General features: G+C 67.2%; 13 protein-coding genes and 1 riboswitch. Of the genes, 6 read left to right on the top strand and 7 right to left on the bottom strand.

All coding sequences use genetic code 11. The annotated features are described in order from the left end of the window. Window positions 1–13: 13 nt before the first annotated feature. Window positions 14–226 (bottom strand): CbtB domain-containing protein, encoded by a 213-nt coding sequence (locus tag D7D52_RS00255; protein ID WP_222932759.1) that lies wholly within the window; start codon window positions 224–226, stop codon window positions 14–16. Window positions 227–267: 41 nt separating this feature from the next. After that, window positions 268–402: riboswitch (cobalamin riboswitch) on the bottom strand. 239 nt (window positions 403–641) lie between these two features. Between D7D52_RS00255 and D7D52_RS38480 the strand changes: the two genes are divergently transcribed. The 5 genes from D7D52_RS38480 (at window position 642) to D7D52_RS00230 (ending at window position 5,072) form a co-directional block, all read left to right on the top strand. Continuing rightward, a complete protein-coding gene (locus D7D52_RS38480) occupies window positions 642–1,025 on the top strand; it encodes a superantigen-like protein SSL4 (RefSeq protein ID WP_187703087.1) in 384 nt (127 codons plus the stop codon). A 15-nt stretch (window positions 1,026–1,040) separates the two neighbouring features. Further along, complete coding sequence (locus tag D7D52_RS00245; protein ID WP_120734516.1) at window positions 1,041–1,967, top strand: SGNH/GDSL hydrolase family protein; 927 nt, start codon at window positions 1,041–1,043, stop codon at window positions 1,965–1,967. A gap of 84 nt (window positions 1,968–2,051) precedes the next feature. Next, window positions 2,052–2,963, top strand: coding sequence for an SGNH/GDSL hydrolase family protein (locus D7D52_RS00240; RefSeq protein ID WP_120734515.1), 912 nt, complete (start codon window positions 2,052–2,054; stop codon window positions 2,961–2,963). Next, entirely contained in the window at window positions 2,960–4,333 is a 1,374-nt protein-coding gene (locus D7D52_RS00235) for an acyltransferase family protein (protein ID WP_120734514.1), read from the top strand. Before D7D52_RS00240 ends, D7D52_RS00235 begins: the two co-directional genes overlap by 4 nt. A gap of 94 nt (window positions 4,334–4,427) precedes the next feature. Further along, window positions 4,428–5,072, top strand: coding sequence for a hypothetical protein (locus tag D7D52_RS00230; RefSeq protein ID WP_120734513.1), 645 nt, complete (start codon window positions 4,428–4,430; stop codon window positions 5,070–5,072). An 87-nt stretch (window positions 5,073–5,159) separates the two neighbouring features. Here D7D52_RS00230 and narI read toward each other — a convergent pair whose 3' ends face one another. Genes narI through D7D52_RS00210 form a run of 5 tightly spaced genes read right to left on the bottom strand, consistent with a single transcriptional unit; the run spans window position 5,160 to window position 12,193 of the window. Beyond that, entirely contained in the window at window positions 5,160–5,894 is a 735-nt protein-coding gene (gene narI, locus D7D52_RS00225; protein ID WP_120734512.1) for a respiratory nitrate reductase subunit gamma, read from the bottom strand. Next, window positions 5,891–6,571: a nitrate reductase molybdenum cofactor assembly chaperone gene (gene narJ, locus D7D52_RS00220; protein WP_120734511.1), complete on the bottom strand. Its 681-nt coding sequence runs from the start codon at window positions 6,569–6,571 to the stop codon at window positions 5,891–5,893. Before narJ ends, narI begins: the two co-directional genes overlap by 4 nt. After that, window positions 6,568–6,699 carry a hypothetical protein gene (locus D7D52_RS39770; protein WP_281279159.1) on the bottom strand — a complete coding sequence of 44 codons (132 nt, stop codon included), beginning with the start codon at window positions 6,697–6,699 and terminating at the stop codon, window positions 6,568–6,570. Before D7D52_RS39770 ends, narJ begins: the two co-directional genes overlap by 4 nt. A gap of 38 nt (window positions 6,700–6,737) precedes the next feature. After that, a complete protein-coding gene (narH, locus tag D7D52_RS00215; RefSeq protein ID WP_222932851.1) occupies window positions 6,738–8,450 on the bottom strand; it encodes a nitrate reductase subunit beta in 1,713 nt (570 codons plus the stop codon). 11 nt (window positions 8,451–8,461) lie between these two features. Next, window positions 8,462–12,193: a nitrate reductase subunit alpha gene (locus D7D52_RS00210; RefSeq protein ID WP_120734509.1), complete on the bottom strand. Its 3,732-nt coding sequence runs from the start codon at window positions 12,191–12,193 to the stop codon at window positions 8,462–8,464. A gap of 303 nt (window positions 12,194–12,496) precedes the next feature. Here D7D52_RS00210 and D7D52_RS40250 point away from each other — a divergent pair, with 303 nt between their 5' ends. Further along, on the top strand, window positions 12,497–12,583 hold the full coding sequence (locus D7D52_RS40250; protein WP_120743656.1) for a YdeI/OmpD-associated family protein: 87 nt from the start codon (window positions 12,497–12,499) through the stop codon (window positions 12,581–12,583). 24 nt (window positions 12,584–12,607) lie between these two features. On the opposite strand, the gene D7D52_RS00200 is transcribed toward D7D52_RS40250, so the two are convergent. Beyond that, window positions 12,608–14,941: an arylsulfatase gene (locus tag D7D52_RS00200; RefSeq protein ID WP_120734508.1), complete on the bottom strand. Its 2,334-nt coding sequence runs from the start codon at window positions 14,939–14,941 to the stop codon at window positions 12,608–12,610. Window positions 14,942–15,015: the final 74 nt, after the last annotated feature.

Raw genomic sequence — 15,015 nt, 5'->3', positions numbered from 1 at the left:
TGGTGACCCGCGCCTAGTGGCAAGGGAAGCCGAGGAAGTGCCGGCCGTCGTGGACGAACTCGTGCACGTGCATATCGCTGCCGAAGACCGAGACGGCGCCCTGGTCGATGCCGATGAAATAGATCGCCAGCAGCGCCAGCAGGGTGGTGCCGATCAGCCACACGGGCGTGGGGATCGAGACGGAGAGGGCACCGAGACCGGTGCGGGGAGCGTAGGACGTCGCCACGGGTACTCCTGAGATCGGAGGGGTTTGCGCGCCCCTCGGCCGATACAACCTGGTCGGCGGCCGGGGTCTGACTCACACCCGCGGGTGCTCACAGTGGCGCGACCGTCCCGGATTCTCACCGGATTCCACGAATCGCCGATCACATGACCATACGAAACCCCGAACAAACTGGTCAAACGCCGCGCCCACACTCTGGAACCGCGCTCGCCCGTGCAGCAAGGCGCGAAAAATCCCCGCGGTCGAGTCGCGCCCGGTCACCGAGTACGGCAGACTCCTGCGCAGACCAGCGCGAATCCCATGCGCCGCCCCCGGACTTGGGGGCAGTTTTCCGAATCGGCTCGGCTCGGCGGGGTCTGTTGAATACACTCCCGGCTGAAGTGAACAGATGTCACTTCAGTTCTGATGCGAGGTATTCATGAAGTCTGCTACACCGGGGGTTTTCGCCGTACGCGCCGCGACGGCCATGATCGGCGGGGCACTGCTGCTCGCGGGGGCTACCGGATGCGGCAGTGACAAATCGTCCGACGGCAGCGGCACCACCACTCCGGCCCCGACCTCCGTGGTCGTGAGCTCCACCGTCGCTCCCGCGCCCACCACCGTCGCTCCCGCCCCGACCACCGAGGCGCCCGCCCCCCAGCCCGCCGCCACCGAGGCGCCCGCTCCGCAGCCGGTCGCCCCGGAGCCGGCCCAGGCCCCCGCGCCCGCCCCCAAACCCGCGCCCCAGACCCAGGCGCCCGTGCCCAAACCGGCGCCACCGACCCTGGACGCCCCCGGTTTCGAACCGCGAGCCGGGTACTGAGGCAAGGCGGAAGAGTTGCTGGGCAACACTGTGCGGCGGCTGTGCGCCACCGCCGCGGCGGTCGCGATGACCGCCGCGGGCGGCGCCGTGACGGCCGCCGGCGAGGCGGGAGCCGACCCGGCTCCCGCGGGTAAAGAGCTTGTCGCGCTGGGTGATTCGTTCTCGGCGAACGTGTGGAACATCATCGAGCAGGAGACCGATTGCAAACGCCACGGCAAGACGTCCTGGCCGATGCAGCTGGCCGGGCTGATGGGCGTGGCCGAACCGGACTCGATGTCGAACCCGTCGTGCCCCGGCGCGGCGATCGACAGCGGCCCGGGCTGGACCCTGGCTCAGCAGGCCCAGCGCGCCGACAAGGAGGGCGCGTTCGGCCCGAACACCAAGGTGGTCACGATCCAGTTCGGCCTCAACGACAAGTGGGGCAAGTCGGATCAGACGCTGTGGAATTCGTTGCAGGACTGCGTGTTCAACCTCGCGTTGGGGTGTGAGGCGAACGCGGTCGACGAGGGCCGGATGCCGGACTACACCGGCGTCTCCGGATCCTTGATGGCCAAGCGCATGAGCAATGCGATCACCTACATCAAGTACTACGCGCCGAACGCGCACATCGTATTCGTCGGCTACCCCGAGGTTTTCGTGCCCGGCTCCAGCACGGTGTGCCTGAGCATCCTGGGCGTCGCGCCGTTCGTCAATCCCCGCGCCACCGCGGTGGTGGAGTACTTCGACCGCATCGACCAGGCGCAACGGGAAGCCGCCCAGCAGTTGGGCATCGAGTTCCTCGACGCGCGTGCCCTCACCGCCGGTCACGGCCTCTGCTCGTCGCAGCCGTGGCTCAATGGGGTCGCCGATCCGCGCGCCGATATCGACGGCCTGTTCTTCCATCCGTCCACCCAGGGCGATTCCGTTGTCGCCCATGCCATCTACGACCGGTACGGGCACTGACCCGCGTCCTCGCGGGCCGCGATACGCACCACCACTCCGCGCAAAACTGAAGATCAACTGTTCAATTTGCGATTCGAGGGTTTCATGAAGTTCCGTCTCCCCGGCGCCGCGGCCTCGCTGTGCGCCGCCACCATGGCCATCGCAGCGGCCGTGGCGGGTCCCGGGGGCGCACACGCCGACACCGCCCCGGACGGCAAAGCGCTTGTCGTCCTGGGCGATTCGTTCACCGCCAACGGCTGGACCCCCTTCTCCGACGAGAAACGCTGTGACCACGGCGATACCGCGTGGCCGGTGCAGCTGGCCGCCCGCATGGGTCTCGCCGACGACGAGGTATGGAATCAGTCCTGCCCGGGCGCGGCCATCGACGGCGGCGACGGCTACACGCTGACCGTGCAGGCGTCCAATGCCGCCAAGACCGGATCCTTCGGCCCCCGAACCAAATTGGTGACCCTGCAGTTCGGGTTCAACGACCACTGGGGCGGTGCGCCGCAGTCGCCGTGGAGCTCCGCCCAGCAGTGCTTCTACGACGTCGTCGGCGGCTGCGGCCCAGACGCGGTGGCCGCGGGCCGCATGATCGACCCGGGCGCCATCACCGGCGCCGAGTACGCGGCGCGCATCGACAAGGTGGTCACCTACATTCGCTACTACGCGCCCGCCGCGCGCATCGTGGTCGTCGGCTATCCGGAGGTGTTCCGGCCGGACGAGACCTCGCTGTGCTTCGACATTCTGGGCCTGCCGGTCACGCAGCCGCAGGGTCGCACGGTCGTCGAGTACTTCAACCGCATGGACCGCGCCGAGCGTGACGCGTCCACCCAGCTGGGCCTGGACTACCTCGATGCCCGCGCGCTCACCGCCGGACACGGGCTGTGCTCGCCGCAGCAGTGGATCAACGGCGTCTTCGACCCGCAGACCAAGCTCGACGGCCTGCCCTTCCATCCGGCTCCCCAGGGCGACGCCGTGATAGCCAACGCACTGTACGAGAGGTACGCACGATGACCCGCCCACCCGAAGTTCTGCCCGGTGTCGGTGACGATGCCGGGGTCGCCGTGGAATCCGCTCCCGCACAGGCGATCACGACCACCCAGGCATTCGCGACCACCCCGGCGCTCGCGACCACGCAGCCGATCCCGGTCACGACCACCCAGCCGCTGCCCGCCCTGGCGTCCGCCGACCTCCTCACCGAGCGCGCTCGGCAGCGCCCCCCGCTGCCGTCGCTGACCGGCGGGCGCTGGTGGGCGGCGTGCGCGGTCTTCGTGCTGCACGCGCTGGTGTTCCTGCCGGTGTACCCGTTCCAGAAGTCGGAGCTGTTCCGCCACATTCACGAGTGGATCCCGATGCAGCTCGGGGCCGCGGGCGTCACCTTCTTCTTCGTGCTGTCCGGCTTCATCATCTACTGGTCGTTCAAGCCGGGCATGACCAAGCGCGCCTTCTACCGCCGGCGCGTGCTGAAGATCTACCCGACGCATCTGCTGGCGGCGGCCGCCTTCATCGTGGTGGCCAGCGTCCCGCTGCATCGCGCCGTGGTGTGGGTGCCGAACCTGCTGCTGGTGCACACCTGGTGGCCGAAGTGGACCACGGTCGGCGGCTTGAACGTCCCGTCCTGGTCGTTGGCCGCGGAAGTGCTGTTCTACGGCAGTTTCCCGCTGCTGCTGCCGCTGGTCATGCGCATTCCGACGCGGCGGCTGCTGCTGGCCATGGGCCTGCTGATGCTGTTCATCGTCGCCCTGCACACCTCGTACTTCCTGTGGGTCGACGGCCCGAAGGGCATCGCGAACGCCTTCGCCCCGCGCCTGGTGCCGGGCAACACCTCGCCGCACTACGAACTGCACGCCTCCCCGGCCTGGTTCGTGCAGCCCGACATTCCGGTCGCCAAGTCGTACTGGCTCAGCTACAACTTCCCGCTGTCGCGGCTGCCGGAGTTCTTCCTCGGCGTGCTGGCCGCGCGCATGGTGATCGAAGGCCGTTGGCGCAACACCAGTCTCACCTGGCCGCTGCTCACCCTGGTCGCGTCCTACGCCCTGACCTGGGTGGTGCCGGTGAACTACAAGATGTCGGTGCTCATGCTCGCGCCGATGACCGCGGTGGTCGCCACCATGGCCGCCCGGGATCTGGCCGGCGTCAGCGGCATCAGCGCGCACCCCCGCGTGGTGTGGCTGGGCAATGTGTCCTTCGCGTTCTACCTCATCCAGTTCCCCGTCATGGTGGTGGTCACCCGATACCTGATCGGCGGCAAGGAATTCGGCATCCTCGGCTGGGCCGGATTCTCCCTGCTGTGCCTGGTCGTCTCGACCGCCCTGGCGGCGGCCCTCTACCACTGGGTGGACGTCCCGATCATGCGCCGCTTCGCCCGCGCGAAGCAGCGCTGACACCACCGGCCCGGCGTGTCCTCGGCGGCGCGCCGTGGCCTGGCGCAACGATGAGGTGCGGGATCCTGTCGGTGTCCGGCGCTAATCTGCGGGAATGGTCAAACCGGATTCGGCACTGCGCCGGCTGATGCGCGAGACGGGGAAGCTGCTGCAGCCGTACGGGTTCGAGGGTGCCGAGCCGACCTGGACGTGTGTACTGCCCGACGGAGTGGCCACCGTCGCCCGCAGTCGCACCTTCCGCACCTTCACCGCCGGCCAGCAGGTCCTGAGCTTCGGCTTCGGCTGCTGGGGCACCCCGCTGGCCTGGTGGGAGTTCCACACCTGGCGCACCGAACGAATGGGCCTCGCCCCCACACCCATCGAATCCGCCCCCGCCCTCGGTCTGCTCCCCGACGACGCCCTCCCCGAAGACCCAGCCACGCTGTGGTCCGTGCGAGTCGACCAAGGGCACGTGTTCCCCGAGGACATCGACACCATCCGCGCCGAGCTGCCCCGCCGAATCCACACCTGCGCCCGCCGCGCCCTCCGCCTGGCCGACCCCGCCAACTACCTGGAAGAGCTCCTCTCCCAACCCAACCCGACCCCGGCCGCCCAAGAAGCCATCATCGTCCTCCTGGCCCAGCGCGGCCCCACCCCCGAACTCGACGCAGCCCTCACCGCCTACCTCTCCACCACCCCCGCCCCAGCAGCCCAAGCCCTCGCCGACTACGCCCGCACCCGCACCACCGCCGCAGTCTGACCCAGTTCCAAGATCAGGGAGCTGTCACCGATGCGGAATCGGACAATTCTCTCCATGAGAGCTCCCTGACCTTGATTGCTCCGCGGGTCAGCGGCGGGGGATGGCGGGGGTTTCCCAGGCGCGGGCGTAGCGGGTCTTGTCGGCGGACTTGATGGGTTTGGCGCGGTAGACCACGTAGGGGCGGACCAGGTAGCCGACGGGGGCGGAGAACATGTGGACCAGGCGGGTGTAGGGCCAGAAGGCGATGAGCGCCAGGACGATCAGGCCGTGGGTTTGGAAGGTCCAGGGCGTGCCGACCATGAGGTCGGGTTGCGGGTGGAGGGAGAAGAGGCTGCGGAACCAGGGGGAGACGGTCTCGCGGTAGTTGTAGGTGCCCCACAGCAGGTTGCTGCCCCAGGTATTGAGCAGGCCGGTGATCAGGGCGGCCGCGAGCAGGACGTACATCACCTTGTCGTTGGTGGTGGTCGCCTGGCGCACGGCGGTGAATTTGATGCGCCGGTAGATCAGGATGGAGATTCCGGCGATGACCGCAAGTCCCGCAACCGATCCCGCCGAGACCGCCACCACGTGGTACGCCTCCTCGGAGACGCCGATCGCGTTGGTCCAGGATTCGGGAACGAGCACCCCGAGCACGTGCCCGCCGATCACCCCGAGCATGCCGAAGTGGAACAGCGGGCTGCCCAGCCGCAGCAGCCGCGATTCGTAGATCTGCGAAGACCGTGTGGTCCAGCCGAATTGGTCGGTGCGGTAGCGCCACAGGTGGCCGAGCAGGAACGAGGTGAAGGCGATGTAGGGCAGCATCAGCCAGAGCGCGGAGCTCATCGGCGTGCCTCCTGTCCGGTGAAGGCGAGCGGGTCCATGGCGAAGGGGTCGAGTCCGACCTCCTCCTCCGGCGGGCCCGCGGCGGCGAGTTCGGCGATGCGCCGGCGGTCGGCGGTGGTGACCGGTGGCAAGGTCGCCACCACCGACGCCAGCACCCCGGCGTAGGGAGATCCGCTGTCGGAAAGCGACAACCGCAGCAGTTCCAGCACCGGGACGTGTTCGCCCAGCAGTCGTTCGCCGCCGAGGGGATCGACGGTGGCGGCGAATTCGAGCAGTACGGGCAGGTGGTCGGGTAGTTCTTCGTCGCCGAGTTCGACTCCGGCGTGGCGGTAGGCATGTTTGAACCGCAGCAGCGCCATACCGCGTTTGCGGGTGTCACCGTAGGCGTAGAAGGTCAAATGCAGGCTGGCGCGGCGGCGCATATCGAAGGTTTCGACATACTCCTGCGCCAGCGCGATCGGGTCGCCGGTGCGCAGGTGGGTGAGGAATCCGGCCAGCAGCGGACGCACCGCGTCCGGCAATTCGGTTGCGGCGGCGTCGAGTTCGTCGAGCATAGCCAGGGTCTGCGCGCTGGGATAGTCGAGCAGCAGCGCGCCCAGCCGCCACACCAGGCGGCGATCCCGTTCGCTCATGGCGACGACGGATTCGGGCCGTCGCCGCAGCTTCAGCAGGCTCATCGCGTGGCCTCGGCGGATTCCACTGCGGCGGTGCGGGATTCGGCCGTACCGGGGTGTCCCTGCGCCTTCGGGTAGTCGAGGCGCAGCGCGTCGAGCCGCCACGCCAGCCGATGTTCGTGTTCGTTCACGCCGGCACCGGCGTGTCGGCGCCCCACTCGCAGCAGGTTCATCGCGTCGCTCCGCTCGGCTCGGGTTCGACCGACCCGGCGTCGGCCGGCGCGCTGTCGCTTGCGGGGGCGTGGTGCCCATTTCCATTGGCTCCATTGCCATTTCCAGCGGCGCCGTTGCCGTTGGCGGAAGTGGGCACCAGCCCGCTGGTGCTCTTGCCGTCCCAGTTGAGCAGGTTGATGCGGCTGCTCTTCTGATCGGGGCTGGCACCGTTGGTGTCGGTAAGGTGGAATTTCTCGGCCATGTAGTCGAAGGCCGTCATGCCCGGGCCGCCGTCGGTGTCCAGCGAGCAGCCGGTGGCGAGCGAATCCAGTTCGTGGGCTTTGGAAGTCGCGCCCGACGGGATCACATACCGGTGCTCGTACTTGGCGATGGCGAGCAGCCGGTACATGGCCTCGATCTCTTCGGGTTCGAGCCCGACCGCATCCGGAATCGTCAGGTCGGGTTCCTGACCCAGGTTGATCGAGCGCATGAACGACCGCATGCCCGCCAGCCGTTGCAGCGACGCCCGCACCGGCCCGATCTCACCGGCGGTGAACAGTTCCGCCAAGTACTCCAAGGGAATTCGCAGCGCGTCGATCGCGCCGAACAGGTTGTTGTGGTTCTCCCCGTCGTGCCCGGTCTGGGTCAGCGTGTCCACCACCGGCGACAGCGGCGGCACGTACCAGACCATCGGCATGGTGCGGTATTCCGGATGCAACGGCAATGCGATCTGGTAGTCGACGATCAGCTTGTAGACCGGCGAATCCTGGGCGGCGGCAATCCATTCCGGAGAAATCCCGGCCCGCTCGGCTTCCGCGATGACCCGTTCGTCGTGCGGATTGAGGAACACCCCCAGCTGCGACGGATACAGATCCTTGTCCTCGGTGACCGACGCCGCCTCGAGCACCTTGTCCGCGTCGTAGAGCATGACGCCGATGTAGCGCAGCCGCCCGACGCAGGTCTCCGAGCACACGGTCGGGATGCCGACTTCCACGCGCGGGTAACAGAAGGTGCATTTCTCCGCCTTGCCCGTCTTGTGGTTGAAGTAGATCTTCTTGTACGGGCACCCGGTCACGCACTGCCGCCAGCCGCGGCACTTGTCCTGATCCACCAGCACGATGCCGTCCTCGGCACGCTTATAGATCGCCCCCGACGGACACGACGCCGCACACGACGGATTGAGGCAGTGCTCGCAGATACGCGGCAGATAGAACATGAAGGTCTCTTCGAACTCGAGCTTGACCTGCTCGGAGAGCTTGGCCAGCAACGGGTCCTTACCCACCTGCTCGGGACCCGACCCCAGCGAGTCGTCCCAGTTCGCACCCCAGGTGACCTGGGTGTCCTCACCGGTGATCAGCGACTTGGGCTTGGCCACCGGCGTGGTGTCCATCTGCGGCGCCGACAGCAGCGTGTCGTAGTCGTAGCTCCACGGGTCGTAGTAGTCGCTGACCGTGGGCAGATCCGGATTGGCGAAGATATTGAGCAGCCGCTTCATCCGGGACCCGGACTTGAGCGTCAGCCGCCCCTTGCGGTCGAGGGTCCAGCCGCCCTTCCACTTCTCCTGGTCCTCGTACCGGCGCGGATACCCTTGCCCCGGACGGGTTTCCACATTGTTGAACCACACGTACTCGGTGCCCGAGCGATTGGTCCAGGCTTGTTTGCAGGTGACGCTGCAGGTATGGCAGCCGATGCATTTGTCCAGGTTCATGACCATGGCCAGTTGCGCCATTACACGCATGATCAGTACTCAACTTCCTGCGAGCGCTTGCGAATGGTCGTGACCTCATCGCGCTGATTTCCGGTGGGGCCGTGGTAGTTCAGGGCGAACGACTGCTGGGCGTACCCGCCGATCAAATGCGAGGGCTTGATCATGATCCGGGTCAGTGCATTGTGGATACCGCCGCGTTTGCCCTTGCCCTGCTTGACGTCCGGGGTGCCTTCGATGCGTGGCACGTTCACGGCCCGGTCCTGGGCGTGGTACATGAACACCGTGCCCTCGGGCATGCGATGCGACACGATCGCGCGCGCCACCACGATGCCGTTGCGGTTGATCGCCTCGATCCAGTCGTTGTCGGCGACCCCGATCTTGGCGGCGTCCTTGTCCGACATCCAGATCGCCTGCCCGCCCCGCGAGAGCGTCAGCATGTGCAGATTGTCCTGATATGCCGAGTGAATCGACCACTTCGAATGCGGCGTCAAATACCGAACGGTCACACCGTTTTCGCCGACCTTGCCGATTCCGGGCTCGGCGAACAGCGCCGTCATGTCCAGCGGCGGACGATAGATCGGCAGCTGCTCGCCGAGTTCCCGCATCCAATCGTGGTCGAGGTAGAAATGCTGCCGCCCGGTCAGCGTGTGCCAGGGCTTGGAACGCTCGACATTGATCGTGAACGGGGAATACCGCCGCCCGCCGGTCTCGCTGCCCGACCATTCCGGTGAGGTGATCACCGGAACGGGCCGGGCCTGCGTGTCCGCGAAGGTGATTCGCTTTCCCTCGTGTTCGGCCGCCAGATCGGCCAGCTCGGTTCCGGTGCGCCTTTCGAGCGCATGGAACCCTTCCACCGCGAGCCGGCCATTGGTGGTACCGGACAGTGCCAGGATCGCCTCGGCCGCGTGGGTGTCCTTGGCCAGCGACGGACGGCCTTGCGCGACACCGGAAACCACGGTGCCGTTGACGCCGCGCAGGTAATCTACCTCCACATCGGGCAGTGTGGTGACACCCTTGGTGGTGAGTCCCAGCGTTTCCACCAGCGGGCCCAGCGCCGCCATCTTCTCCGCCACATTCGGATAGTCGCGCTCGACGACCACCAGCTTCGGCATGGTGACGCCCGGAATCGGTTCGCACTCACCGGTTTTCCAGTCCAGCACGCGCCCGCCGGCCTGAGCCAGTGCGTCGGCGGTGTCGTGCTGCAACGGCACGGCCACCAGGTCCTTGCGCACGCCCAGATGCTTCTCCGCCAGCCAGGAGAACCCGCGCGCGATGCGGTGGAACGCCTCGAAATCGGTCTTGGCTTCCCACGGCGGGGAGATGGCGGGGGAGAAGGCGTGCACGAACGGGTGCATGTCGGTGGAGGACAGGTCGTGCTTCTCGTACCAGGTGGCGGCGGGGAACACGATGTCGGAGAACAGGGTGGTGGAGGTCATGCGGAAGTCCAGCGACAGCAGCAGATCCAGCTTCCCGGTGGCGGCTTCGTCTCGCCATTCCAGCTCCTGCGGCCGCACCCCGGTGGCCTCGCCGGTCTGCAGGTTGGAGTCCGCGCCCAGCAGATGCCGGTGGAAGTACTCGTTGCCCTTGCCGGAGGAACCCAGCAGGTTGGCGCGCCACACGGTCAGCACGCGCGGGAAGTTCTCGGGCGCGTCGGGATCCTCGCACGCGAACCGCAGCTCACCCGATTTCAGACCGTCGACCACATACTCGGCGGGCGTCTTGCCCGCGGCCTCGGCCTCGTCGACCAGATCGAGCGGATTGCGGTTGAGCGTCGGATACGACGGCATCCAGCCCAATCGCGAAGCGAGCGCGATGTTGTCGGCCGCCGTGCGCCCGGCGAAGCTGCCCTTGGCCAGCGGCGAGGCGAACGATTCGGAGGTGAACGGGTCGTAGCGCCACTGGTCGTTGGCCAGATACCAGAACACGGTGCCCTGCATCTGACGCGGCGGCCGCTGCCAGTCGGAGGCGAATGCCAGTGTGGCCCAGCCGGTCACGGGCCGGCACTTCTCCTGACCGACGTAATGCGCCCAGCCGCCGCCGTTGACGCCCTGGCACCCGGTGAGCAGGGTGAGGGTGAAGAACGACCGGTAGATCTGATCCGAGTGGAACCAGTGGTTGGTGCCCGCGCCCATGAGGATCATGGACCGGCCCTGGGACTTCTCGGCATTGTCGGCGAATTCGCGGCCGATGCGCTCGGCTTGTGCGGCGGGGACGCCGGTGATCGATTCCTGCCAGGCGGGCGTATACGGCTGGGTCGCATCGTCGTAGCCGGTCGGCCAGCTGCCGGGCAAGCCGGACCGGGCCACGCCGTACTGCGCCAGCAGCAGGTCGAACACCGTCGTCACCCGACGCCCCGCGACCACGGTGGTCGGCACGCCGCGGGTCAGCACAGCGCCGCTGCCCGCCCCGGACGGCCCGTCGAAGCGGGGAAACTGCACGGCCGCAACATCATCGGTGTGGCCGTACAGGGTCAAGCGGGGATCGGTGTCCCCGAGATCGAGGTTCCAGCGGCCGGTGCCGGCCTCGGTGAAACGATGCCCGAGCGAGCCGTTGGGGACCTGCGCGACACCGTCGGAGTCCAGCAGCACCGTCTGATGCTCGACGCCCTCGCCGGTGTGGCCGAGGTCGGCGGCGGTGAGGAACTTGCCGGGGGTGAAGGTGTGACCGGAGTAGTCGCCGTCGGTGGACCAGCCGCCGTCGTGCTCGTCCAGCACCACCAGGTAGGGCAGATCGGTGTAGCGCTTGACGTACTCGTCGAAGTACGGAGTCCGCCTGTCCACGAAGAACTCTCGCAACACGACGTGGCCCATGGACATGGCCAGCGCGGCATCCGTGCCGGGACGCGCGGGCACCCATTCGTCGGCGAACTTGGTGTTGTCGGCGTAATCGGGGGACACCACCACGACCTTCTGGCCGCGGTAGCGGGCCTCGGTCATGTAGTGGGCGTCCGGGGTTCGCGTCACCGGGACATTGGAGCCCCACATGATCAGGTAGCCGGCGTCGAACCAGTCCGCGGACTCCGGCACGTCGGTCTGATCGCCGAACACCTGCGGGGACGCCACCGGCAGGTCGGCGTACCAGTCGTAGAACGACAGCATCGAGCCGCCGATCAGCGAAATGAACCGGGCCCCGACCGCATGCGACACCATCGACATGGCCGGGATCGGCGAGAAGCCCGCCACCCGGTCCGGGCCGTAGCGCTTGATCGTGTAAACGTGTGCGGCGGCGGCGATTTCCGCGGCCTCCCACCATTCGGCCCGCACGAACCCGCCCTTGCCGCGCGCCGATTTGTAGGCCGTGGCCTTATCGGCGTCCTCGACGATGGATTCCCACGCCAGCACCGGATCCTTGAGTCGCGTCTTGGCCTCGCGGTACAGCTCGAGCAGCGTGCCGCGCACATACGGATACCGGATGCGCGCCGGCGAATAGGTGTACCAGGAGAACGACGCCCCGCGCGGGCAGCCGCGCGGCTCGTACTCCGGCTTGTCCGCGCCCACGCTCGGGTAGTCGGTCTGCTGTGATTCCCAGGTGATCACGCCGTCGGACACGTAGATCTTCCACGAGCAGGAGCCCGTGCAGTTCACGCCGTGCGTGGACCGCACCACCTTGTCGTGCGACCAGCGTTCCCGATAGAACTCGTCGGCCTCGCGACCGCCCACCTGGTGCAGGGTGCGCAAGTCGGCGGAGACCTCGCCGCGGTTGAAGTACTTCCCCAGTCGAAGCAGTGCATCGGCGGACGAGTGTCCGTTCTGCGCAATGGTCATAACGCCCCCTTCGAGCTGGCATACCGGGCTGCTGGCTCGACTGTAGGGACGTCGGGGGAGGCATCAAAACGGTTCTCTCACAATGCGCGAACAACGATTGTGAGCTGTGAGATCCAAGAAATCTTCCGGTCACCACACGGTTGCGACACCACCCCGCCGACTCGGGCTCGACCTGGGGAAATCGGAAATCACCATGGAAACGACCGCGCCGAGAGGGGTTTCGGCAGTGCTGCGGTGATGCTTCCGAAACGGTCGGTTCTCGGTTACTTAATATTTGTTAACACATGTTCGGATAGCTGACGGATCGCTATATCGGTCGCCGACGCCAAGAAACGGGAAACCCGGGATCGGAGAATCGCCAAGATCATCGAATCGATCTCCGCGAACTAGGGTCCGGTCCCGGGTCGGTCCTTGCTATTCCGCGATCAGTTCGGCCTCGGAATCCAGGGCGCGCTGCGCCTCCTCGGAAACGCCGACGGCCCCGGGCCGATAGGTGACCGCTCGCAGTCCCCGGCGGTAGCGGAACACGCCGCGCCGATCCCGCAGCTCCCAGGAGACGGGCCCGCGCGCATCCAGCCCCACCGAGATCCCGGTCCACGGCGACATGCCCACCAGCTGCACCTGATCCGGCAGCTCCGCCGCCCGGACGCCGTCGATCTCCAGCGAGAAGTCCCAGCGCAGATGCGGCCGCACCAGCGCCGACACGGTGAAAAGCCGGCTGCCCGTGGGGATTTCACCGGCGTCGACCGTGGCGTATCGGCCGTAGGCGTTGTAACCGAAGATCAGATGCCCGTCTTCGACATACAGCAGATAGCCGCCCAGCGGGTCCCCGTGCGCGACCAAAACGCCCTCGTCGCCGGGCTGATAGCCATCCACCTCCACGGCAATGGTGAAGTCGCGGTAGGCGATCAGACGCTGAGACCGATACCGTTCGAGCGTCGGCGTCCCGGGCAGGATCCGGACCGGATCGCCGAGACGGGCTTCCTCCGGCCGCCGGACCGCCAGATCCTGCCGGGTGACGAGCGGGAAAACCGTATTGTGCCAGGCGGCTTCGCCCCACGCGGCGGACAGCTCGGCCACCTTCTCCGGCAGCTGCTCGGACAGGTCGTGCAATTCCGTGGGATCGGTGCGCACGTCGAACAGCTGCCAGCGCGGATTGTCGATTCCGCGTTCCGGCTCGTACAGCGCGAGCAGCTTCCAGCCGTCACGGTAGAAGCCACGGTGACCGGTCATCTCGGAGTACTGCTCGAGATGCCGGGACACGGCCTCGGTGTCCCGCAGCATCTCGGCCGCCGACACGCCGTCGAAATCCTTGGCGGGCAGGCCATTACGCACCGTCGGCCGCTGCAGACCGATCAACTCCAGCAGCGTCGGGGCCAGGTCGGTGATGTAGACGTATTCCTGCCGCACGCCGCTGTCGCCCTCGCCGCGGGGCAGCCCCTTCGGCCAGGACAGCACGAACGGCACCCGCACCCCGCCGGCGAAGGTCTGGCCCTTGTAGAATCGGAACGGCGTGTTCGACGCCTGCCCCCAGCCGCGCGGATAGTGCACGCCCAGCTTGGCGGTGCCGATGAGCGAATCATCGTGCGGCACATCGCGTTCCCAGTCCGGCTCGTCGACCTGGGCGAACTGCGCGAAGTAGGTGCGGGTGCCCTCCGGGCCGCCTTCGGCGGTGCCGCCGTTGTCGGAGGTGAACACGATGATGGTGTTGTCCAGCTCGCCGAACTGCTCGAGCGTGTCCACGATCCGGCCCAGGCTCTGGTCGATGCTGTCGACCATGCCCGCGTACACCTCCATGTACCGCTCGAAGCGCGACCGCTGCTCGTCGGTCAGCGAATCCCATTCCTGCGCTTCGTAACCCGGTTCGGTATTGCGCGGCTTCTGCTGGGTGCCCGCGGGGAACAAGCCCTGGGCGAGCTGCGCGGCGAAGCGGGTCTGGCGCAGCTTGTCCCAGCCGTCGCGATAGCGGCCCCGGTACTTGGCCTGATCGTCGGGCTTGGCCTGCAACGGGCCGTGCATGGCGGTGTGCGCGAAGTACAGGAAGAACGGCTTGGTGGCGTCGTGGGCGCGCAATTCCTTGAGATAGCCGATGGCGCGGTCGGTGTAGTCGTCGGTGAGGTAGTAGCCCTCCGGGTACTCCTCGACGTCCACCGCCGAACTGTCCGAGATCAGCTGATTCGGATGGTAGAAGGAGTTCAGGCCCTCCAGCGAGCCGTAGTAGCGGTCGAATCCGCGCTGGGTCGGCCACGAATCCCGATGCGACGCCGGATGCAGCGTGGCATCGCGGACCAGATGCCATTTGCCGACCGCGTAGGTCGCGTATCCATTGGCGCGCAAGATCTCCGGCAGCGTCAGCACATCGTCGGCCAGCTCCAGCCGCAGCCCCGGATAACCCGGATCGGCATTGGCGACGAATCCGAAGCCGGCGCGATGCGAATTGACTCCGGTCAGCAGCGCCGCCCGTGACGGCGAGCACAGCGGTGTGGTGTGAAAGTTGGTGAGCCGCAGCCCGTTCGCGGCCAGCCGATCCAGCGTCGGCGTCTCGATCTCCGAGCCGAAGGGCCCGATATCGCTGAAGCCCATATCGTCGACCAGCACCACGATGACATTGGGCGCACCGGCGGGCGCGGTCGGCGGGTACCGCCAATCGGGCGTGGAATCGGCGGTGGTGCGGCCGATCTCGCCGGGAAAGTCTTCGTAGCCGCGGGCGTACGCGGGGATCGAACGGGAATTGTCGGGGACTGACATGCCCCCAGCAAAGGTCGCGACCCCGGTCCGGATCCAGGGTTTCACTCTTGCTGCGTGCAACCGGTGATCCGTCA

Source organism: Nocardia yunnanensis (assembly GCF_003626895.1).
GTDB lineage: Bacteria > Actinomycetota > Actinomycetes > Mycobacteriales > Mycobacteriaceae > Nocardia > Nocardia yunnanensis.
Note: the sequence above shows the minus strand (reverse complement) of the source record. Positions and strands in the feature narration are given on the sequence as shown.